This window comes from Stenotrophomonas africana (assembly GCF_013004645.1).
GTDB lineage: Bacteria > Pseudomonadota > Gammaproteobacteria > Xanthomonadales > Xanthomonadaceae > Stenotrophomonas > Stenotrophomonas africana.
In genome coordinates this window covers 1-20,492 of the sequence record NZ_JABEME010000006.1, presented here as the reverse complement: position 1 = coordinate 20,492, position 20,492 = coordinate 1, and the positions used below count along the sequence as shown (strand labels likewise).

The window sequence follows — 20,492 nt, the reverse complement described above, 5'->3', positions numbered from 1 at the left end:
CAACTGCCGATTGTCTTTCGCATATCGCGGCCACGCTCCACCCGAACAACTACTGTTTACGCCGAGGTATGCCATGAAAGTCCTGTCCTCCCTGAAGTCGGCGAAGGCCCGTCACCGTGACTGCAAGGTCGTGCGTCGTCGTGGCAAGATCTTCGTCATCTGCAAGTCGAACCCGCGTTTCAAGGCGCGTCAGCGCTAAGCCCAACAGCCTTCGCGGCTGCGGCTGGCCCTACGCGGGGCCGACCCGATGCAAAAAGCCGCCTTCGGGCGGTTTTTTGTTTATGCGGCTTTTTCCTGCCGTTTTTGCTGTAATCGCCTTTCTTGACCACTGGGGAGTAGATCGAGATGAAGCGTTACCTGTCCGCCCTGGCCGTGATGGCCACCCTGGCCGCCGCCACACCGGCGATGGCCGATACCCTGCTTGTCGACCGTGCCCGCGAGAAGCCGGCCGGTGCCCTGCCCTTGCGCGGCCAGAGCATGCAGCAGGTGCAGGCGCAGTTCGGCGCGCCGAGCGAACAGCTGCAGCCGCGTGGCGGGCAGAAGCGGCAATGGCCGACCATCAACCGCTGGGTGTACCCGCAGTTCACCGTCTACTTCGAGAAGCAGAAGGTGATCGACGTGGTGGCCAACCAGGCGGACCCGAACGAAATCGGCCCGAAACCGCCGATCCGTTGATCCCTTTACCCGCCGTGGGCGGGCCTGTGTAGCGAGACCATGAACCAGACCCTTCGTTTTCCTGCCGAGTGGGAAGCCCAGAGCGGCGTCCTGATTGCCTGGCCCACCGCCGACACCGACTGGGCCGACCGCCTGGGCCAGGTGGAAGAGACCTACATCGCCCTGGTCGCGGCCATCACCCGCTTCCAGCCGGTGCTGATCTGCGTGGCCGACGACGATGTGGAGACCTACGCCGAGATGCGGCTGCGCTCCAACCGCATCGACATGGACAAGGTCCACTTCACCACGGCGGCCTACGACGATACCTGGCTGCGCGACTCCGGCCCGATCACCCTGCGCCGCGCCGATGGCGGGTTCCAGCTGCTGGATTTCCGCTTCACCGGCTGGGGCGGCAAGTTCGACGCCACCCTGGATGACCAGCTGGTGGGCGTGCTCGACCAGGCCGGCGTGTTCAACAACGCCCCGGTGCGCAGCATTCCGTTCGCGCTGGAAGGCGGCGGCATCGAGACCGACGGTGAAGGCACCCTACTGACCACCTGGAAGTGCCTGCACGAGCGCCACCCGGACCGCGACCGCGCCAGCCTGAGCGCCGACCTGGCCGACTGGCTGCAGCAGGACCGCGTGCTGTGGCTGGACCACGGCTACCTGGAAGGCGACGACACCGACGCACACATCGACACCCTCGCCCGCTTCGCCTCGGCTGACAGCATCGTCTACCAGGCCTGCGACGACGAGAGCGACTCGCACTACGCCGAACTGCAGGCGATGGGCAATGAGCTGGCGGCGCTGCGCACCAAGGACGGCCAGCCGTACCGCCTGTTCCCGTTGCCGTGGGCACAGCCGGTGATCGACGAAGGCCGTCGCCTGGCCGCGTCGTACGCGAACTACCTGATCGTCAATGGCGCGGTGCTGATGCCGGCTTATGGCGATCCAGCCGACGACCTGGCCCGCGATGTGCTGGCGAAGGCGCACCCGGGCCGCGAGATCGTGCAGGTGCCCTGCCGCTCGCTGATCTGGCAGAACGGCAGCCTGCACTGCATCACCATGCAGCTGCCGGAAGGGCTGCTGAAGGCCTGACGGATGACGCCGGGCCCCGCCCGGCGCTCCCCCTGTAGCGTCGAGCCATGCTCGACTGGCCTTTTGTAGAGCCGAGCCCACGCTCGGCTGGCGCGCTCGCGCAACCGGAGCAGAACGCAGCCGAGCATGGGCTCGGCTCTACAACACCGGCCCATTCAGCGCGCGACACGCGGTCGCTGCCCATCCGCGCTAACATGCAGGTTTTCCCCCGCAGGAACGCCCCGCATGAACTCGCGCAGCCCCCTTACCGTCGCCCTGATCCAGGAGCGCAACCACGGTGATGCCGCCGCCAACCTGGCGGTGATCGAAGCACGCGTGGCCGAGGCGGCTGCGCAGGGCGCGAAACTGGTGCTGCTGCAGGAGCTGCATAACGGTCCGTACTTCTGCCAGCACGAATCGGTGGACGAATTCGACCTGGCCGAACCGATTCCGGGCCCGAGCACCGAGCGCCTGGGCGCGCTGGCGAAGCAGCATGGCGTGGTGCTGGTCGGCTCGCTGTTCGAGCGCCGTGCTGCCGGCCTGTACCACAACACCGCGGTGGTGTTCGAGAAGGACGGTACGCTGCTGGGCAAGTACCGCAAGATGCATATCCCGGACGACCCGGGCTTCTACGAGAAGTTCTACTTCACCCCGGGCGACATCGGCTTCACGCCGATCGATACCTCGGTGGGTCGCCTTGGCGTGCTGGTGTGCTGGGACCAGTGGTACCCGGAAGCGGCGCGCCTGATGGCGTTGGCCGGTGCCGAACTGCTGCTGTACCCGACCGCGATCGGTTGGGACCCGGACGATGTGCAGGACGAGAAGACCCGCCAGCGCGACGCCTGGGTGCTGAGCCACCGCGGCCACGCCGTGGCCAACGGCCTGCCGGTGCTGAGCTGCAACCGCGTCGGCCACGAGGCCTCACCGCTGGGCGCGTCGGGCATCCAGTTCTGGGGCAACAGCCACGTGCTGGGCCCGCAGGGTGAGTTCCTGGCCGAAGCCGGCACCGATGCCACGGTTCTGCTGTGCGATGTCGACCTGCAGCGCAGCGAGCATGTGCGCCGCATCTGGCCGTTCCTGCGCGACCGCCGCATCGACGCGTACGGTGACCTGCTCAAGCGCTACATCGACTGAGCCGGAGCCCGCGCATGGCCGTCCTCATCCGTGATGCCGGCCCGGCCGACATCGACGCGATCACCGCGATCTACGCGGTGGAAGTGACCGACTTCGTCAACACCTACGAGTACGACATCCCGGACGCGACCGAGATGCTGCGCCGCATGCGCGACATCATCGATCGCGGCTTTCCCTACCTGGTCGCCGAAATCGACGGCCAGGTGGCCGGCTATGCCTACGCCAATACTTACCGCACCCGCGTTGCCTACCAGTGGACCGTGGAAAACTCGGTCTACGTCGATGCCGCGTTCCAGGGCAAGGGCGTTGGCACCGGCCTGCTGCAGGCGTTGATCGACGCCTGCGTGGCGCGTGGCTACCGGCAGATGGTGGCGGTGATCGGCGAACCGACCAATACCGCTTCAATCAAGCTGCACGAACGCTTCAGCTTCGAGCTGGTGGGCGTGTTCCGTGGCCTCGGCCGCAAGCATGGCCGCTGGCTGGATACCGTGCAGATGCAGCGCGCGCTCGGCGACGGCGCCGACACCGCACCTTCCAATGAATGAACCCATGACCGAAACCCTTCCCGAGACCGGCGACGACCTGTTCGCCGGCCAGCCGGTGCGCGTCGTTGAACGCGACGGCGTGCGCTACACCCTGCTGGGCACTGCCCACGTATCCCGCGCCAGCGTCGAGGCGGTGGAGAAAGCCATCGACAGCGGCCGCTTCGATGCCGTTGCCGTTGAACTGGACCCGCAGCGCCTGCAGGCGCTGAGCGACCCCGACACGCTGGCCAAGCTCGACCTGGTCGAGGTGATCCGCAAGGGCCGCGTCGCCCTGTTCGCCGCCAACCTGGCCCTGTCCGCCTACCAGCGCCGCCTGGCCGAACAGCTCGACATCGAGCCCGGCGCCGAGCTGAAGCGCGCGGTGGAACTGGCGCGCGAACGCGACCTGCCGGTGCACCTGATCGATCGCGAGGTCGGCCTGACCTTCCGTCGTGCGTCGCAACGGCTGGGCTTCTTCGGCAAGCTGAAGCTGGTTGCCGGGCTGGGCGCGGGCCTGTTCTCGTCGGAAGAAGTGGGCGAGAACGAGATCGAGAAGCTCAAGCAGGGCGACATGCTGGAGTCGAGCTTTGGTGAGTTCGCCAGCGAGAGCCCGGCGCTGTACGAAACCATCATCGGCGAGCGCGACCGCTACATGGCCACGCGCCTGCGCGAGGAACACAACCCGCAGCAGCGTGAAGTGCTGGCGGTTGTCGGTGCGGGCCACCTTGCGGGTCTGGCGCGTTACCTGGAAACCGACACCGAAACACCGGCGCCGCTGCGCGCCGAGCTGGAAGCAGTGCCGAAGAAGCGCAACATTCCGTGGTTCACGCTGGGCATCCTGGCGATCGTGGCGACCGGTATCGGCGTGGGCTTCTACCGCGGCGGACTGGGCGTGGGCACCGAACTGCTGGCGACCTGGGCGATGTATACCGGCGGCCTCGCCGGCCTGGGCTGCCTGTTGGCCGGCGGTCATCCGCTGAGCATCCTGACTGCGATCGCAGTGGCCCCGTTCAAGCCGTTCCGCCTGAGCATCCCGACCGGTGCGTTCTCGGCGCTGGTGGAAGCGCGCCTGCGCAAGCCGGCTTACGAAGATTTCCTGAAGCTGCGCGACGACGCGCAGAGCCTGAAGGGCTGGTACCGCAATCGGGTCACGCGCGTGGTGCTGACTTTCATGCTGACCAACATCGGCAGCATGCTCGGCCTGTGGCTGACCACGTTCAAGGTGTGGGGCAAGGTGGCGGGTTGATTGTTCCGTGTAGCGTCGAGCCAAGCTCGACTGCGCTCTGGCAGGTGCCAACCTTGGTTGGCACGCCATGCCCGGCAAAAAAAGGGGGAGGCCGCCCCACTACGACCGGCCTCCCCCACACCACAACACGTTGACGTGTATTACAGCCGGGCAGCGCCCGGCTCTACCCTCTCCAGGCCGCGTGCGCGGCGGACCAGCCGCGTCACGGCACTGCGAAGGTCATCCAGCACCGCATAGATGGTCGGCAGGAACAGCAGGCTGACCACGGTCGAGAACGCCAGGCCGCCGGCAATCGCGCGCGCCATCGGCGCGTACTCGGGGCCATTGCCGAACATCTGCGTGTTGGTCAGCGAGATCGGCACCATCGCCAGGATCGCCGTGCCCATGGTCATCATGATCGGGCGCAATCGCTCGCGTGAGCCCTCCACCAGCGCCTGCGTGCGTCCCATGCCGCCGCGCCGCAGGTTGTTGATGTGCTCGATCATCACGATGCCGTTGTTCACCACCACGCCCATCAGCACCAGGATGCCGATGAAGGACATGATCCCGAACGAGGTGCCGGTGATCCAGAACAGCCAGAACACTCCGAAGATCGAGAAAAGCACGCCACTCATGATCGCCGCCGGGAACAGCAGCGACTCGAACACCGCCGCCATCACCACGTAGATCATCACCAGCGCGATCAGCAGGTTGAACACCATCTGCTGCATCGCCTCGTCGTCGTTGCCGTAGTCGCCGCCATCGAAGGTGAAGCCATAACCGGCCGGGAAGTTCATCGGCTTGAGCACGGACTCCATCGCCTTGCGGCCATCGGGCGCGGTGACCTTCTCGGCCAGGTTGGCCTTGATGGTCAGCGTGGTCTGGCGGTTGGTGCGTCCGATCTGGGTGGCTGACGAACCGACGTCGACGGTGACCAAGCTCAGCAGTGGCACGCTGCGGCCGTCGCCGGTGCGCACGCTGAAGCCGGCCAGGTCTTCCGGGCTGCTCTGCTCGGCACCGGCAAAGCGCACCCACACCGGCACTTCGTTGTCACCGCGGCGGAACTCGCGCATCGGCGCACCGCGCAGGGCCAGGCCGACGAAGCTGGCCACCTGCTCGGCATTGAAGCCGAATGCAGCGGCGCGCTCGCGGTCGACGCGCACCTTCAGCTCGCCGCCCTTCTCGCCATTGTCGATGCGCACATCGCGCAGCTCGGTACGCTGGGCCAGCAGTGGCACCACTTCCTGGCCGATTTCCTGCAGCATCGAACTGGAGTCGCCCACCAGCTGCACCTGCACGCCCTGATTGCCGCCACCACCGCCGCCATCACCCCCCTGGTTCCCGACGAAGTAGTCGGTGCGGGCCGACTTCGGAAGACCCTTGCGCAGCTCTTCCTGCAGCGACTTGATGTCCTTGGCGTACTTCTCGTCCAGGGTGACCACGGTCGAGCTGCCTTCCTGTTCGCTGTACCAGGAATACACCTGCTTGACGTGCAGGCGCTCGCGGTTCTCGTCGATCCAGTTCTCCACCCGTGCCACTTCCTCGGACATCTGGCGGTAGGTGTAGGCGCCCTTCCACATGTAGCCGATGAAGATGTCCTTGCCGCCGTCACCGCCGAACATGTCGATCTTGGTCAGCTTCATCGGCACCAGGCTGACCAGCACGACCAGCAGAATGCCGAGCAGGCTCCAGCCACGATGGTGCAGCGACCAGTCCAGCAGTTGCGCGTAGCGGCGCTGCAGGCGCGCGATCATGCCGGTCTGCGAGTGCACCAACTTGGGCGTGGCCATGCGCGCGGACAGCATCGGGATCAGGCTGACCGCGACCAGCCATGAGGCCAGCAGCGAGACCGAGATGGTGATCGCGATCTGCGCCATGAAGATGCTGATGTTGTTGGTCTCGCCAAACAGGTTCGGCACGAACACGATGCAGTGGCACAGCGTGCCGGCGCTGAGCGCGATGGCCACGTTGCGGGTGCCGATGATCGAGGCCAGCCGCGGCTGCCCCGGCAGGCGCTCGCGCTCCTGGTAGATGCTCTCCACCACCACCACGGCGTTGTCGACCAGCATGCCCACCGCCAGCAGCAGGCCCATCATGGTCAGGATGTTCAGCGTCACCCCCACGAAGTACATGAAGCCCAGGGTGATGGTGAAGCAGATCGGAATGGCCAGGGTCACCATCAACGTGGACGGCCAATGGCGCAGGAAGAAGAACAGCACCGTCACCGACAGGATCAGGCCGACGGCACCGGCCTCGGCCAGTTCCAGCAGCGAGGAGGTCACCGCCTTGCCCTGGTTGTCGATCACCTTGATCTGCACGTCGCGCATCGACGCCTCCGCACGGATCGACTCGACCTCGGCCAGCGCCGCGCGCGAGACTTCCACCAGGTTGGCGCTGCGCTCCTTGAAAATATCCAGGCCGACGGCCGGGTTGCCATCGAGGCGGCGCCCATAGTTCATTCGCGCCGGCTTCAGGCGCACGTCAGCGATATCCCCAAGGCGCAGGCCCTTGGCGTTGATCACCAGGTCGCGCATTTCCTGCAGGTCGGTGATCTCGCCCACCGGCTGCACGCGCACGCGCTGGCCGTTGTCGTCGATCTGCCCGGCCGAGATCGAGAAGTTCAGCGTGCGCAAACGCTCGCTCAGCTCGTTGATGCTCAGCCCGTGCGCGTTGAGCCGGTTCGGATCGATGGCGATCTCCACCTCGTTCGGCGGCGCACCGGTGATGTCGACGCGCGCCACGCCGGGGATGCGCTCGATGCGCCGCTTGAATTCGCGGTCGAGCATGTCATAGGCGGTGGTCAGGTCGGTGGTGCTGGCCAGTCGCACCTTCAGCACCGGCTGGTCACTGCTGGACCACTTGAACACGTTGTAGCGCTGCAGGTCGTCCGGCAGGTCGCTGCGGATCGCGTCGATGCGCTCGCGTGCATCGGAGGCAGCGATGGCGATGTCGCGGTCCCAGTCGCTGAACTCGATGAAGATCAGGGCGGCCTCGGAGGTGGCCGACGAGCGCATGCGCTTGATGCCGGTCATCGTCGCCAGCGATTCCTCCACCGGGCGGATGATGGTTCGCTCCACTTCCTCCGGAGTTGAACCGGTATACGGGATCTGCACGAACAGGAACGGCGCGGAGATGTCCGGCAGCGCCTCCAGCGGCAGCCGGAACGAAGCGATCAGGCCGATCACCACCAGTGATACGAAACACATGATGGTGGTGACCGGGCGGCGGATGGAGAACTCGGCAACACTCATGCCGGTTCCTCCGCACCCGCCGTGCTGCCCGCCGCACCCGGTTCGATCTCGCCGGCATGCTTGCGGCCGCGTTCGCGGTAATAGGCATCACCGCGACGATCCATCAGGTCGTACACCACCGGGATCACCAGCAGGGTGAGCAGGGTCGACACCAGCAGGCCGCCGATCACGGTGATCGCCATCGGCGCGCGCACTTCGGCACCCTCGCCCATCGCCACCGCCAGCGGCAGGAAGCCGAACAGCGTGCACAGGGTGGTCATGATGATCGGCCGCAGGCGCGAGCGTGCCCCTTCCACCAGGGCCTCGTGCTTGGCCACGCCGGCCTCGCGCAGCTGGTTGACCTTGTCGATCAGGATGATCGCGTTCTTGGTGACCAGGCCGACCAGCAGGATCAGACCAATGAACACCACCACAGAAATGGGCTTGCCGGTCAGCATCAGCGCCAGTATCGCACCGACCAGCGCCAGCGGGATGGTGAACAGGATCACGAACGGATGCAGCAGCGACTCGAACTGCGAGGCCATCACCAGGTAGACCAGGAAGATCGCCAGGCCGAAGGCGAAGATCAGCGACTTCGCCGCCTGCGCCAGCTCCTCACCCTGGCCACCGATGTGCAGGCCGACACCCGCACCCAGCGGCTGCTCGGCCACCATCTGCTGCACTTCGCGCATGGCCGCGCCCAGATCGATATCGCGCAGGTTGGCCGACACGACGGCGACGCGGGTCTGGTCGGCGCGATGGATCTCGCTGGGGCCGGTGGTGGCAACCACGTCGGCCACCGCATCCAGCGTGACCGGACGGGTGCTGCCCGGATTGACGATCAGGCGGCGGATGCTTTCCACGCTGGCACGATCACCTTCCTGCGCACGCACCAGCACGTCGATCTTGCGGTCGCGGAAGCTGTAGCGGGTGGCCACGTCACCGCGGACCTTCTTCACCACCACGTCGGCGATCTGGCGCGTGGTCAGGCCCAGCGCGCCGGCACGCTCCTGGTCGAAGCGGATCTGGATTTCCGGGAAGCCCTCTTCCACCGTCGACTTCACGTCGGCGTAGTGCGCATTGCCGCGCAGCAGCGCCGCCAAGCGCTGGCCAGCTACTTCGAGCGTCGCCATGTCCTGCCCGCGCAGCTCGATTTCCAGCGGCGTGGAGAAGCTGAACAACGCCGGCCGTGCGAAGTCGACCTGTGCACCCGGATGCTGGCCCATGGTGTCACGCAGGCGCTCGGTGATCTCCGCTTCGGTACGTGCATTGCCGCCGCCTTCCATCACCACGGTCAGCTTGCCGATGTTCTCGCCGCTCTCGGTCGGGCTGGCATCCAGGCGGGTGCCGCTGCCACTGACGCCGTACAGCGATGCCACGCCCTCCCCCTTGCCGTGCGCCAGCTGCAGCTCGCGCACCAGCGCATCGGTCTGCTTCAGCGGCGTGCCGGCCGGCAGCTTCACCGTCATCTCGAAGCGGTCCTGGGCCAACTGCGGGATCAGGTCGGCGCCGAGCATCGGCACCAGCGCCATGGTCGCCACGAAGATGATCGTGGCCACCCCCAGCACCTTGCCCGGATGGGCCAGCGCGCTCGGCAGCAGCCGCAGGTAGCCGCGCTCGGCACCGGCATAGGGCTTCATCGCCAGGTCGCTGGCCTTGCGCATCACCGGGCCGACCACCGCGACCAGGCCACGCCACAGGCGCACGATCAGCCAAGCCAGCGCGTAGAAGCCCCAGCGCGCGGTCGCCACGGCGCCACGGCGGCCCAGCGCAACCGGCTTCTGCCAGCGGCTCTGCGGTTGCCACGGTTCGTTCGGTGCCTCTTCCGGGAACGCCAGTGGCGGTCGTCCCTTCAGCGAGCTCAGCATCGGAATCAGGGTCATCGACACCAGCAGCGAGATCGCAATGGCGATCGCCACGGTCAGTGCCTGGTCGCGGAACAGCTGGCCGGCGATGCCGTCGACGAACACCAGCGGCAGGAATACGGCGATGGTGGTCAGGGTCGAAGCGACCACCGCCATGCTCACCTCACGGGTACCGGTGATGGCCGCCTGCAGGATGCCCAGGCCGCGCTCGCGGGCCTTGGCAATGCTCTCCAGCACCACGATGGAGTCGTCCACCACCAGGCCGGTTGCCAGCGCCAGGCCGCCCAGCGACATCACATTCAAGCTGAGGCCGAGCTGGCCCATGAAGAAGAACGTGGCGATGATCGAGACCGGCAGCGACAGGCTGATCACGAACGTGCTCCAGCCATCGCGCAGGAACAGGAAGATGATCAGGATCGCCAGCAGGCCACCGATCACCGCATCCTTCTTGACGTCGGCGATGGCGTGCTCGATGAAGCGCGACTGGTCCTCGATGGTGGTCATCTCGACATCGGACGGGAACGTGCCCTTGATCTGCTCCAGGCGCTTGCGCAGCGCTTCGGCGGTGGACACCGTATTGGCGTCGCCTTCCTTGTAGATGGCCAGTTCAACCGATTCCTTGCCGCCCAGCCGGATCACCGCTTCGCGCTCCTTGTAGCCCTGGCGAACGGTGGCCACGTCCTTCAGGCGTACCGGCACGCCATTGGCGACCACGCTGGAGCCAGCACCGGACGATGCGCTCTGCGCCGCCGAGGCCGCTGCAATGGCCGCGGCCGAACCGGTCGACGCGGCGATGTTGAACATCTGCTGCAATGCCGAGTCGGCTGCACTTCCGTTCGAGCCCTGGGTGGTGACCAGCAGGTTGCGGATCTCCTCCAGGTCGGCGAACTGGTTGACGGTGCGCACCAGGAAGCGCTGCGAACCCTCCTCCAGGCGACCGCCGGAGATGTTGATGTTCTCGTCCTTCAGGCGCTTGATGACGGTGTCGATCGGCAGATTCAGCTGTGCCAGCTTCTGCTGGTCGATGTCGACCTGGATCTCGTCCTCAAGGCCGCCACCGACCTTGACCGCTGCCACGCCGGTGACCGGCTCCAGCTTCTTCTTCAGGTCTTCATCGGCATAGCGGCGCAGGCCGGTCAGCTCGCGGACCGCATCGGCATCGCTGGCCGGTGCGGTCTTGCTGGACAGCACCAGGCGCATGATCGGCTCCGTGGACGGATTGAAGCGCAGCAGCACCGGGGCCTTGGCCTCCAGCGGCAGGTTCAGCGCTTCCATCTTGTCGCGCACCTCCAGGCTGGCCTGGTCCATGTTGGTGCCCCAGGCGAACTCCAGCACCACGTCGCTCTGGCCGGTGCGCGAGACCGACTTCAGCTTGCGCAGGTTCTTGACCACGCCCACCGCTTCTTCGACCGGCTGGGTGATCAGGGTTTCGATTTCGGTCGGCGCCGCGCCGGTGTACTCGGTTCGCACGGTCAGCGTCGGGTAGCTCAGGTCCGGCAGCAGGTTGACCTTGAGGTTGCCCAGCGCGATCAGGCCGAACAGCAGCAGCGTGACCGTGCACATGGCGATGGTCACGCGGCGGCGGGTGGCGAATTCCACCAGGCCGCCGCGCATGCCGGCGGCGGCGCCGTCGCTCGCCGGCGAGGCACCGTGGTCGTGGCCCGGGCCGGTCATTGCTTGCTCCCGGCCTTGTCTGCCGGCTTTGCGGCCGCTGCGACCGTCTTTGCCTTTGCCTTCGGATCGGCGATCACCTGCACCGCGGTACCGTCGCGCAGGGCGACCTTGCCGGCGGTGACCACCTGATCACCGGCCGCCAGGCCATCACGGATCTCCACCCACGGGCCCTCGGCGTAACCCAGCTTGACCGGAACGCGTGCGACCTTGCCTTCGCGCACCCGGAACACCGCCGGCTCACCGTCGTCGAGCAGCGCCAGGCGCGGCACCACCAGCGCATCGGCACGCTGGTCGTAATCAATGCGGATGCGCCCGAACATGCCGGGCTGCAGTGCGTGCGCGGCGCCATCGAAGGCGCTGACCACGCGAAACGTGCCGCTGCCTGAGTCCACCACCGGCGCAATGCGATCGACGGTGCCGGTGAAGCTTTGGCCCTGCAACGCATCGGCGGCCAGCGTCACCGGCTGGCCGGCGCGCAGGGTGGCCAGCTCACGCTCGGGCACGTTGAGGGTGGCTTCCAGCCGCGAGTTGTCGACGATGCGGAAGATCGGTGTATTGATCTGCACGAAGTTGCCGGTCTTGATCGAGCGCGAGGCGATCACGCCGGAGATCGGTGCCACGACGGTGGTGTAGGACAGCTCCAGCGTCGCCAGGCGGTACTGCGCACGGGCGTTTTCCAGATCAAAACGCAGCTGGTCGACATCGGCGGCGCTGACCATCTGCTGGCCCACCAGCTTCTGTGCGCGCTGGTAGTTGTTTTCCAGCTTGCGCATCTGCGCTTCGCTCTGGGCAACGGCCAGACGTGCGCGGTCCGGGTCCAGGCGCACCAGCGGCTGCCCGGCGGTGACCCGCTGGCCTTCCTCGACCAGCACCGCCAGCGCCACGCCAGAGGTCTTGGCGACCACCTGCGATTCGGCGCGCGGTTCCAGCGCAGCGGTGCCGGTGTAGCTGGCGGCAACCGCGCGATGGCTGGCCACGGCCACTTCGACGGGGACCGCGTCAACCTTCTTCTCCTCCTTGGTCTCGGCAGCCTTGGCTTCGGAATTGGGCCCTGCGGCGCAACCGCCCAGCAGCAGGGAGGTGGAGATCAGCAGTGCGGCAGCGCAGATTCCGCTGCGACGGCCGGACAGGAAGGTTGGGTGTGACATCGTCAGGTCCCTAGAGGATGCGTGGACAGGTGTGGTAGCAAAGTAATTCACCACTTCACGGCAACACCATATCCCAAAGGTCATGGTGTCTTCACGCCACTGGTCGGGCCACCCCCCATTTCAGCTAGATGAAACCTGAGGCTATACTCGGGGCGTTCCGTACCCCACGCCGGAACGACCAGACCCGAATTCCCGGAAACGACACCATGCGCCCGCAGCCGCTCGCCGCTTGTCTCGCTCTGGCCGTCCTCCTGCCCCTTGGGGCCGCCGCACAGCCCGCTCCTGCTCCTGCCACACCTGCCCCGGCCCCGGCTCCCGCCGCCGCCCCGGCGCCTGCCGCCCCCACCGGCAACTTCGACAATGGCCGTGTCCTGGCCTATACCTGCCAGGGGTGCCATGGCATCACCGGTTACAAGAACGCCTACCCCAGTTACCGGGTGCCGAAGATCGGCGGCCAGACCCAGCAGTACCTGGCCCAGGCCCTGACCGAGTACCGCCAGGGCAAGCGCAGGCATCCGACGATGCAGGCGCAGTCGATGAGTTTCAGCGAACAGGAGATCGCCGATCTCGCTGTTTACCTGTCCACCGTCAAGTAAGGCCCGCCCATGTCGAAAGCCGCGCATCCGATGCGTCATGCCATCGCCCTGTCCGTTGCCCTGCTGCTGGCGGCCTGTTCGCAGTCGCAGGTGGAAAACAGCGAGAAATCCGCCGCCGACCCGGGCCATGCCAGCGGCGAACACGGTTCATCGTCCTCCGCCGGCCTGCCGGCAGGTCGCGAGGCCGCCGGTGAAGCCCGCGCCAAGGTGAAGGGCAAGGCCACCAACCAGAGCTGCATCGACTGCCACGGGGCCGACGGCAATGCGCCGATCGATCCGACCTATCCGAAACTGGGTGGGCAGTACGGCGACTACCTGGCGCATGCGCTGCAGGCCTACCGCGCCGGTGACCGCCAGCATGCGCTGATGACGCCGCAGGCGAAGGACCTGAGTGATCAGGACATTGCCGATCTGGCGGCGTATTTCGGCAGCCGGCCGACCCAGTTGCGGGATCTGCACGGGGTCAAATGACCGCCGCCCCCCGGTCTGTGCGGACCGTTGATTGGTGGGTGCGGACCGTTGGTCCGCACAGATCCGGATATCCACGCACGGCGTGGATCTACTGAGCCGAGCGTGGGCTCTGCTCTACATCAATCGGCGCAACCGTTGGCGCCGACCGATACTCAGCCTTCCAGCTCTTCCCAGCGCGCGTACGCGGCATCCAGCTCGGCCTGCACCTTGGCCAGCTGCTGCGTGTGCGCGGTCACTTCGGCACTGCTGCGGGTGTAGAACGATGGGTCGTTCATCGCCGAGGTCAGGCCTTCGACATCGCCTTCCAGCTTCTCGATGGTCTTCGGCAACTGCTCCAGTTCGCGCGCTTCCTTGTAGGCCAGCTTGCGCTTGGGCGCAGCCGGAGCAGCGGCCGTGGCAGCCGGTGCAGCTGCCGCCGGCTTGGCTGCCGGAGCCGCAGCAGGCGTCGCCACACTGGCCGCATAACGCTGCCAGTCGCTGTAGCCGCCAACGTACTCACCGATCACGCCGTCGCCTTCCATCACCAACGTGGAGGTCACCACGTTGTCGATGAAGTCACGGTCGTGGCTGACCAGCAGCAGGGTGCCGGTGTAGTCGCCCAGCAGCTCTTCCAGCAGCTCCAGGGTTTCCACGTCGAGGTCGTTGGTCGGTTCGTCCATCACCAGCAGGTTCGACGGCTGCGCGAACAGCTTGGCCAGCAGCAGGCGGTTGCGCTCGCCACCGGACAGGCGGGTGATCGGCGCACGTGCACGTTCCGGGGTGAACATGAAGTCCTGCAGGTAAGCATGCACGTGCTTGCGCTTGCCGTTGAACTCGAGGAAGTCGCGGCCTTCGGCCACGTTCTCGATCGCACTCCAGTCTTCGCGCAGCACCGCACGGTACTGGTCGAAATACGCGATCTGCAGGTTGGTGCCCGCATTGACCTCACCCTTGGCCGGCTGCAGTTCGCCCAGCAGCAGCTTCAGCAGCGTGGTCTTGCCGCTGCCGTTGGGGCCGATCAGGCCGATGCGATCGCCACGCAGGATGGTGGTGGTGAAATCGCGGACCATGGTGCGCTCGCCGAACGCGAACGAAATGTCCTTGACGTCGATCACCTTCTTGCCGGAGCTGACGCCCTGCGCGGCTTCCATCTTGACGTTGCCGCTGAGGTCGCGACGCTGCGAACGTTCGTTGCGCATCGCCTTCAGGCGGCGCACACGGCCCTCATCGCGGGTGCGGCGGGCCTTGATGCCCTGGCGGATCCAGACTTCTTCCTGCGCCAGCAGCTTGTCAAAGCGCGCGTTTTCCTGCGCCTGTGCATTGAGGCGTTCCTCGCGGCGGCGCTCGTAGTTGGCCCAGTCGCCCGGCCAGCTGGTGACCTGGCCGCGGTCGATCTCGACGATGCGGGTGGCCAGCGCACGCAGGAAGCGACGGTCGTGGGTGACGAACACCACACTGCCGCTCCAGCCCTTCAGGAACGCTTCGAGCCAGTCGATGGCCTCGATGTCCAGGTGGTTGGTCGGTTCGTCCAGCAGCAGCACATCGGGGCTGGACACCAGCGCGCGGGCGAGCAGCACGCGGCGCTTCATGCCGCCGGACAGGCGGCCGAACTCGGCCTCGCCGTCCAGGTCGAGCTTGGTCAGGGTTTCGCTGACGCGCTGGTCCAATCCCCAGCCGTTGGCGGCGTCGATCTTGGCCTGCACGTTGCCGAGGGCTTCGCCATCGAAGACCTCGGCATGGCTGAGGTGGTGGAATTCGGCCAGCCACTGGCCCAGTTCGCCGAGGCCATCGGCGACGACGTCGAACACCGAACCGGCCGCGCCGTGTGGCACTTCCTGCTCCAGGCGGGTGACACGCACGCCCTGCTGCACGCGGACTTCGCCGTCATCGGGCTTGTGGTCGCCGGACAGCAGCTTGAGCAGGGTGGATTTGCCGGCGCCGTTGCGGCCGATCAGGGCGATGCGTTCGCCCGGCTCGATCGACAGTTCGGCCTTTTCCAGCAACAACGGGCCGCCGACGCTGAAGTCGACGTTCTGTAGGGTAATCAGAGGCATCCGGATATTGTACGGGTTGGGGGCGTCGGCCGGGTTGCACCCGGCACCCGCAGAGGCAACGGCCGAAGCAACAGCCAAAGCGGCTTACGGTGGCAGGCAGGTCGGTGTGGGGCTGCAGGACACGCCGTGAACCCATCCATGGGGGCTCGATGGCGCCATCCATGGCGCCAACGGTCCTGCAGCCCCACACCGCCCCACCTCTCACAGTTTCTCGCAATCTGTCGGAACTACATTCTGCTCTGGTGGGTGTCGACCTTGGTCGGCACGGTAGATCCACGCCATGCGTGGATGAGCGCTACAAGAAGGGTCGATGGATGGAATCGACTGGAAATCTGATGGCTACCCCACCTCCCCCAGCAGCGCCTGCAACCCCGGCAGCCATTGCTTTCCAGGGTGGCGTACCAGCCACAGGGTGCGTTGCAGGGCGGGCAGCGGGGTCTCGAGCACGCGCAGGCGGCCCAGGGCCAAGGGCTCTTCCAGCGCGTGGCGCGAGAGGCAGGCCAGGCCGAGGCCGGCGATGGCGGCCTGCTTGATTGCTTCGGTATTGCCCAGCTGCAGGGTCTGGGCGAAACCGCGCAGGTGCGGCAGCAGCGCCTGTTCCACGGCTTCACGGGTGCCGGAGCCGGGCTCGCGCAGCAACCAGCGTGCACGGCGCAGTTCGTCCAGCGTCCAGCGCGCGGGGGCGTCGGCGGCAGCCACGATCACCAGCGGATCCTGCTGCCAGGCGGTGACCTGCAGGCCACGCTCGTGGCACGGGCCTTCGATCAGGCCGGCGTCGACGTCCAGGCGCTGCACGGCGGCGACCACGCCGGCACTGTTGTCGATGCGCAGGTCGACCTCGGCCTGTGGCGCCTGGCGCAGCAGTTCGGCGATGCGTGGCGGCAGGAGGTAATTGCCGATGGTGGTACTGGCGGCCAGCACCAGCCGCAGCGGCGCGCCCTGCGACGGGTCGCCGCCGGCGGCCAGCTGCCGCTCCAGATCGGCGGCGTTGACCAGCAGGGTGCGCGCCGGCTCCAGCAGTGCGCGGCCGTGCCCGTTGAGCGCCAGGCGGCGGCCGATGCGGTCGAACAGCGGGGTGCCGAAGTGCGCCTCCAGTTCGTGCAGCGCGGCGCTGCTGGCCGACTGCGAGAGCGCAATGGCCTGTCCGGCGGCGGTGGTGCTGCCGTGGTCGGCAATGGCGACGAATACCTGAAGCTGTCGCAGCGTCAGTCGCATGCTTATTACCTTCTAGACAGGTAGGTTTCACCCATATTATTCGTTTTACAGGTCGGTCAGGCAGGCGCACGCTTGCCCCCATCCTTCCAGCCCTGCCCTTGCCATGAACGCCCCCGCTCTCTCCTCCTGGACCCTGCCTGCCCTGCGCCAACGCTGGCAACCGCGTCTGCCCGGCCTTCTGCTGGTGGGCCTGATCGCGGCGGCATCGCTGTACCTGGCCGAGCTTCCCTGGCTGCAGGCGCATGGCTTGAGCGCACTGACCGTGGCCATCGTCGCCGGCATCGTGGTCGGCAACACCCTTTACCCGCGGCTGGCACCGGGCAGCGCGGCCGGCGTCGGCTTCTCCAAGCACTGGCTGCTGCGCGCCGGCATCGTGCTGTACGGTCTGCGCCTGACCTTCCAGGACATCGGCCATGTCGGCGTCACTGGCGTGCTGATGGACGTGCTGGTGGTTGCCAGCACCTTCGGCCTGGCCTGCTGGCTGGGCGTGCGCGTGTTCAAGATGGAGCGCGAGGCAGCCATGCTGATCGGTGCCGGCAGCGCGATCTGCGGCGCGGCGGCGGTGATGGCCGCCGAACCGGTGGTGCGTGGCCGTGCTGCGCAGGTCACCGTCGCGGTCTCGACGGTGGTGGTGTTCGGCACGCTGGCGATGTTCCTGTACCCGGCGCTGTATGCCTTGGTGCAGTCGCACGGCTGGCTGGCGATGGACGCGCGGCAGTACGGTCTTTTCACCGGTGCGACGGTGCATGAAGTGGCACAGGTGGTGGCGGCAGGCCGCGCGGTCGACGAAGCAGCGGCCGACACAGCGGTGATCACCAAGATGGTGCGGGTGATGCTGCTGGCGCCGTTCCTGATCGCGCTGTCGCTGTGGCTGGCGCGTGGCGGCAAGGCCAGCGCCGAGGGCAGCAAGGCGCGCATCGTGGTGCCGTGGTTCGCGTTCGGTTTCGTGGCGGTGGCCGGTTTCAACTCGCTGCACCTGCTGCCGGCTGGCCTCCAGGCCGGGCTGGTGCAGCTGGATACCGTGCTGCTGGCGATGGCGATGGCCGCGCTGGGACTGACCACCCACGTCTCGGCGCTGCGCCAGGCGGGCCTGAAGCCGCTGCTGCTGGCACTGATCCTGTTCGCCTGGCTGTTGTTCGGTGGCCTGGCGATCCACCAGGGTGTGCTGGCGGTGCTGGGCTGATCAAGAGCGTGCCGACCAGGGTCGGCACCCACATGGATGAAGACCCCAGAGCAGGGAGCAGCCGCGCGGACGGGTACAATGCGCCATGACTGACTTCTCGACCCTGCCGCTGAGCCCGGCCCTGCAGCCCGGCCTGGATGCCCTCGGCTACACCACCCTCACCCCCGTGCAGGCGCAGAGCCTGCCGGCCATCCTGGATGGCCGCGATGTGATCGCACAGGCGCCGACCGGCAGTGGCAAGACCGCTGCCTTCGGCCTGGGCCTGCTGCAGGCCATCGACCCCAGCCTGATCCGCGTGCAGGCGCTGGTGCTGTGCCCGACCCGCGAACTGGCCGACCAGGTCGGCAAGCAGATCCGCAAGCTGGCCACCGGCATCCCCAACCTGAAACTGTTGCTGCTGGTTGGCGGCGTGCCGCTAGGCCCGCAGTTGGCGTCGCTGGAGGGCCATGACCCGCACGTGGTGGTCGGCACGCCCGGCCGTGTGCAGGAGCTGGCACGCAAGCGCGCGCTGAATCTGGGTGCGGTGCGCACGCTGGTGCTGGACGAGGCCGACCGCATGCTCGACATGGGCTTCGAAGAGCCGATCCGCGAGATCGCCGGCCGCACCCACAAGGACCGCCAGAGCCTGCTGTTCTCGGCCACCTTCCCCGACAGCATCCGCGCCATGGCGCGTGACCTGCTGCGCGACGCGGTGGAAGTAACGGTGGAAGGCGCCGACCAGGCACCGGCGATCCGCCACCTGTTCTGCGAGGTGGAACCGGCGCATCGCCAGAAGGCGCTGGCCGGCCTGCTGCTGAAGTACACCCCGGAATCGGCGGTGGTGTTCTGCAACACCCGCAAGGACGTGGACGAAGTTGCCAACTCGCTGCAGCAGTTCGGCTTCTCCGCACTGGCTCTGCATGGCGACATGGAACAGCGCGACCGCGAGGAAGTGCTGTTGCTGCTGGCCAACCGCAGCTGCAACGTGCTGGTGGCCAGCGACGTGGCCGCACGCGGCCTGGACGTGGAAGAGCTGGCGGCGGTGATCAACTACGAGCTGCCGACCGACGTGGAGAGCTACCAGCACCGCGTGGGCCGCACCGGCCGTGCCGGTGCCAGCGGCCTGGCGATCAGCCTGGTGGCCGGTCGCGAGAAGACCCGTGCCGAAGCCATCGAAGCGCAGATGGGGCAGCCGCTGGACTGGCAGAAGACGCCGTTGGCAACCGCGCGCCCGGCCGAATTGCCGCAGGCTGCGATGCGCACCCTGCGCATCGACGGCGGCAAGACCGACAAGCTGCGCCCGGGCGACATCCTCGGTGCGCTGACCGGTGATGCCGGCCTGTCGAGCAAGTTCATCGGCAAGATCGCGATCTTCCCGACCCGCTCCTACGTGGCAATCGCGCGCGAGCAGGCCAACAAGGCCGTGGCCAAGCTGGAAGCCGGCAAGATCAAGGGCCGCCGTTTCCGAGTGCGGATGATGTGATTGAAGCAGCGTTGCCAACCCCGGTTGGCAACGATCTGGCCTGGTAGCGGCCAACCTTGGTTGGCCCGTCCATGGCACCCGTCGCGAAAAGTGCTGCCAACCAAGGTTGGCAACTACCGGCTCCCGGCCATTCGCTCTGGTAGATGCCAACCTTGGTTGGCACCTGCCCTTCGATCAGAACACCAGTTCGGTGTGCAGCGGCAGATCCGATTCCCAGCGGGCGCGACCACCGAGGCCGTCCAGTTCGACCAGCACGCCGGCGCCGACCACTTCAACACCCAGGCGGCGCACCAGCGACAGCGCAGCGACCAGCGTGCCGCCAGTGGCCAGCACGTCATCAATGATCGCCACGCGGGCACCGGCCGGCAGCGCATCGGCGTGCACTTCGATGCAGTCGCTGCGGTATTCCAGCGTGTATTCCTCGCGCAGCACCTGGCCCGGCAGCTTGCCCGGCTTGCGCACCGGCACGAAGCCGACGCCCAGTTCCAGCGCCATCGCGGCGCCAAGGATGAAGCCACGCGATTCGATACCGATCACCGCGTCCAGCTTCTGGTCGCGCCAGCGGTCGGCCATCGCGGTGATGGCACCGCGGAAGTCCTCGCTATGGGCGAGCAGCGGCATGATGTCCTTGAAGAGGATGCCGGGCTTGGGGAAGTCGGCGATGTCGCGCAGGCGGGAGGCCCACTGCGGAGCGACGATGGCGTCGGTCATGTCACATTGGCTATCTGATGGCGGCATAGGGTACCTGTTCCGGGCGCCGCCTGCCTGTTGAGGGGGTCGGCCGGGCTGCGCCCGGCACCTGCAGAGGCCACCGCGCAAGCAAAAGCGAAAGCAAAAGCCGCATTCCGAGGGATGGCGGGGTGGGTCCGGTTGCGGGGGGCGCTGCAAGTCCCCCTCCGGGGTCCGGCCCAGCCGCTGGCGGCTGTGCGTTCGGGCGCTTGCGAAGCAGTGCTTCGCAAGCAAAGCGCCCTCACCCATGTAAGCTCGGTCGCCGCTTGCTC

16 protein-coding genes are annotated in these 20,492 nt (G+C 67.0%); 10 read left to right on the top strand and 6 right to left on the bottom strand.

Annotation, left to right across the window (positions count from 1 at the left end):
- Nucleotides 1–73: 73 nt before the first annotated feature.
- The 6 genes from ykgO to HLA98_RS11860 all read left to right on the top strand — a co-directional run bounded on the left by ykgO (nucleotide 74) and on the right by HLA98_RS11860 (nucleotide 4,635).
- The gene (gene ykgO / locus HLA98_RS11885) at nucleotides 74–199 is read left to right on the top strand and encodes a type B 50S ribosomal protein L36 (protein WP_005409283.1); all 126 of its coding nucleotides are present in this window, start codon (nucleotides 74–76) and stop codon (nucleotides 197–199) included.
- A 176-nt stretch (nucleotides 200–375) separates the two neighbouring features.
- Complete coding sequence (locus HLA98_RS11880; RefSeq protein WP_232015571.1) at nucleotides 376–675, top strand: hypothetical protein; 300 nt, start codon at nucleotides 376–378, stop codon at nucleotides 673–675.
- A 39-nt stretch (nucleotides 676–714) separates the two neighbouring features.
- Nucleotides 715–1,752, top strand: coding sequence for an agmatine deiminase family protein (locus tag HLA98_RS11875; protein WP_057500702.1), 1,038 nt, complete (start codon nucleotides 715–717; stop codon nucleotides 1,750–1,752).
- Nucleotides 1,753–1,977: 225 nt separating this feature from the next.
- Entirely contained in the window at nucleotides 1,978–2,865 is an 888-nt protein-coding gene (locus HLA98_RS11870) for a carbon-nitrogen hydrolase (protein WP_006430958.1), read from the top strand.
- A 14-nt stretch (nucleotides 2,866–2,879) separates the two neighbouring features.
- Nucleotides 2,880–3,410 (top strand): GNAT family N-acetyltransferase, encoded by a 531-nt coding sequence (locus HLA98_RS11865; RefSeq protein WP_057500701.1) that lies wholly within the window; start codon nucleotides 2,880–2,882, stop codon nucleotides 3,408–3,410.
- A 4-nt stretch (nucleotides 3,411–3,414) separates the two neighbouring features.
- Complete coding sequence (locus HLA98_RS11860) at nucleotides 3,415–4,635, top strand: TraB/GumN family protein (protein WP_129550537.1); 1,221 nt, start codon at nucleotides 3,415–3,417, stop codon at nucleotides 4,633–4,635.
- A 140-nt stretch (nucleotides 4,636–4,775) separates the two neighbouring features.
- Here HLA98_RS11860 and HLA98_RS11855 read toward each other — a convergent pair whose 3' ends face one another.
- Genes HLA98_RS11855 through HLA98_RS11845 form a run of 3 tightly spaced genes read right to left on the bottom strand, consistent with a single transcriptional unit; the run spans nucleotide 4,776 to nucleotide 12,531 of the window.
- Nucleotides 4,776–7,865, bottom strand: coding sequence for an efflux RND transporter permease subunit (locus HLA98_RS11855; protein WP_057500699.1), 3,090 nt, complete (start codon nucleotides 7,863–7,865; stop codon nucleotides 4,776–4,778).
- Nucleotides 7,862–11,383 carry an efflux RND transporter permease subunit gene (locus HLA98_RS11850; protein ID WP_057500698.1) on the bottom strand — a complete coding sequence of 1,174 codons (3,522 nt, stop codon included), beginning with the start codon at nucleotides 11,381–11,383 and terminating at the stop codon, nucleotides 7,862–7,864. The genes HLA98_RS11855 and HLA98_RS11850 overlap by 4 nt, the downstream gene beginning before the upstream one ends.
- The gene (locus HLA98_RS11845) at nucleotides 11,380–12,531 is read right to left on the bottom strand and encodes an efflux RND transporter periplasmic adaptor subunit (RefSeq protein ID WP_049447848.1); all 1,152 of its coding nucleotides are present in this window, start codon (nucleotides 12,529–12,531) and stop codon (nucleotides 11,380–11,382) included. Before HLA98_RS11845 ends, HLA98_RS11850 begins: the two co-directional genes overlap by 4 nt.
- Before the next feature lie 206 nt (nucleotides 12,532–12,737).
- On the opposite strand from HLA98_RS11845, the gene HLA98_RS11840 reads away from it, so the two are divergent.
- Together HLA98_RS11840 and HLA98_RS11835 are read left to right on the top strand one after the other, a co-directional pair.
- Nucleotides 12,738–13,127, top strand: a complete 390-nt coding sequence (locus tag HLA98_RS11840; protein ID WP_049447846.1) for a c-type cytochrome — start codon at nucleotides 12,738–12,740, stop codon at nucleotides 13,125–13,127.
- Between the two features lie 9 nt (nucleotides 13,128–13,136).
- The gene (locus HLA98_RS11835) at nucleotides 13,137–13,598 is read left to right on the top strand and encodes a c-type cytochrome (RefSeq protein ID WP_049447845.1); all 462 of its coding nucleotides are present in this window, start codon (nucleotides 13,137–13,139) and stop codon (nucleotides 13,596–13,598) included.
- A 152-nt stretch (nucleotides 13,599–13,750) separates the two neighbouring features.
- Here HLA98_RS11835 and HLA98_RS11830 read toward each other — a convergent pair whose 3' ends face one another.
- Nucleotides 13,751–15,631 (bottom strand): ATP-binding cassette domain-containing protein, encoded by a 1,881-nt coding sequence (locus tag HLA98_RS11830; protein ID WP_049447843.1) that lies wholly within the window; start codon nucleotides 15,629–15,631, stop codon nucleotides 13,751–13,753.
- A gap of 339 nt (nucleotides 15,632–15,970) precedes the next feature.
- Nucleotides 15,971–16,846, bottom strand: a complete 876-nt coding sequence (locus HLA98_RS11825; protein ID WP_057499600.1) for a LysR family transcriptional regulator — start codon at nucleotides 16,844–16,846, stop codon at nucleotides 15,971–15,973.
- A 103-nt stretch (nucleotides 16,847–16,949) separates the two neighbouring features.
- Between HLA98_RS11825 and HLA98_RS11820 the strand changes: the two genes are divergently transcribed.
- Entirely contained in the window at nucleotides 16,950–18,029 is a 1,080-nt protein-coding gene (locus tag HLA98_RS11820; protein ID WP_057499601.1) for a YeiH family protein, read from the top strand.
- An 85-nt stretch (nucleotides 18,030–18,114) separates the two neighbouring features.
- A complete protein-coding gene (gene dbpA, locus HLA98_RS11815; RefSeq protein WP_057499602.1) occupies nucleotides 18,115–19,491 on the top strand; it encodes an ATP-dependent RNA helicase DbpA in 1,377 nt (458 codons plus the stop codon).
- A 174-nt stretch (nucleotides 19,492–19,665) separates the two neighbouring features.
- Here dbpA and HLA98_RS11810 read toward each other — a convergent pair whose 3' ends face one another.
- Nucleotides 19,666–20,202: an adenine phosphoribosyltransferase gene (locus HLA98_RS11810; protein ID WP_049447839.1), complete on the bottom strand. Its 537-nt coding sequence runs from the start codon at nucleotides 20,200–20,202 to the stop codon at nucleotides 19,666–19,668.
- Nucleotides 20,203–20,492: the final 290 nt, after the last annotated feature.

Bases quoted from the DNA above. Each gene is read 5' to 3' on its own strand.
- HLA98_RS11840 (WP_049447846.1), top strand. From the start codon at position 12,738: ATGCGCCCGCAGCCGCTCGCCGCTTGTCTCGCTCTGGCCGTCCTCCTG.
- HLA98_RS11810 (WP_049447839.1), bottom strand. From the start codon at position 20,202: ATGACCGACGCCATCGTCGCTCCGCAGTGGGCCTCCCGCCTGCGCGAC.
- HLA98_RS11850 (WP_057500698.1), bottom strand. From the start codon at position 11,383: ATGACCGGCCCGGGCCACGACCACGGTGCCTCGCCGGCGAGCGACGGC.
- ykgO (WP_005409283.1), top strand. From the start codon at position 74: ATGAAAGTCCTGTCCTCCCTGAAGTCGGCGAAGGCCCGTCACCGTGAC.
- HLA98_RS11835 (WP_049447845.1), top strand. From the start codon at position 13,137: ATGTCGAAAGCCGCGCATCCGATGCGTCATGCCATCGCCCTGTCCGTT.
- HLA98_RS11830 (WP_049447843.1), bottom strand. From the start codon at position 15,631: ATGCCTCTGATTACCCTACAGAACGTCGACTTCAGCGTCGGCGGCCCG.
- HLA98_RS11860 (WP_129550537.1), top strand. From the start codon at position 3,415: ATGACCGAAACCCTTCCCGAGACCGGCGACGACCTGTTCGCCGGCCAG.
- HLA98_RS11875 (WP_057500702.1), top strand. From the start codon at position 715: ATGAACCAGACCCTTCGTTTTCCTGCCGAGTGGGAAGCCCAGAGCGGC.
- HLA98_RS11870 (WP_006430958.1), top strand. From the start codon at position 1,978: ATGAACTCGCGCAGCCCCCTTACCGTCGCCCTGATCCAGGAGCGCAAC.
- HLA98_RS11845 (WP_049447848.1), bottom strand. From the start codon at position 12,531: ATGTCACACCCAACCTTCCTGTCCGGCCGTCGCAGCGGAATCTGCGCT.
- dbpA (WP_057499602.1), top strand. From the start codon at position 18,115: ATGACTGACTTCTCGACCCTGCCGCTGAGCCCGGCCCTGCAGCCCGGC.
- HLA98_RS11825 (WP_057499600.1), bottom strand. From the start codon at position 16,846: ATGCGACTGACGCTGCGACAGCTTCAGGTATTCGTCGCCATTGCCGAC.
- HLA98_RS11855 (WP_057500699.1), bottom strand. From the start codon at position 7,865: ATGAGTGTTGCCGAGTTCTCCATCCGCCGCCCGGTCACCACCATCATG.
- HLA98_RS11880 (WP_232015571.1), top strand. From the start codon at position 376: ATGGCCACCCTGGCCGCCGCCACACCGGCGATGGCCGATACCCTGCTT.
- HLA98_RS11865 (WP_057500701.1), top strand. From the start codon at position 2,880: ATGGCCGTCCTCATCCGTGATGCCGGCCCGGCCGACATCGACGCGATC.
- HLA98_RS11820 (WP_057499601.1), top strand. From the start codon at position 16,950: ATGAACGCCCCCGCTCTCTCCTCCTGGACCCTGCCTGCCCTGCGCCAA.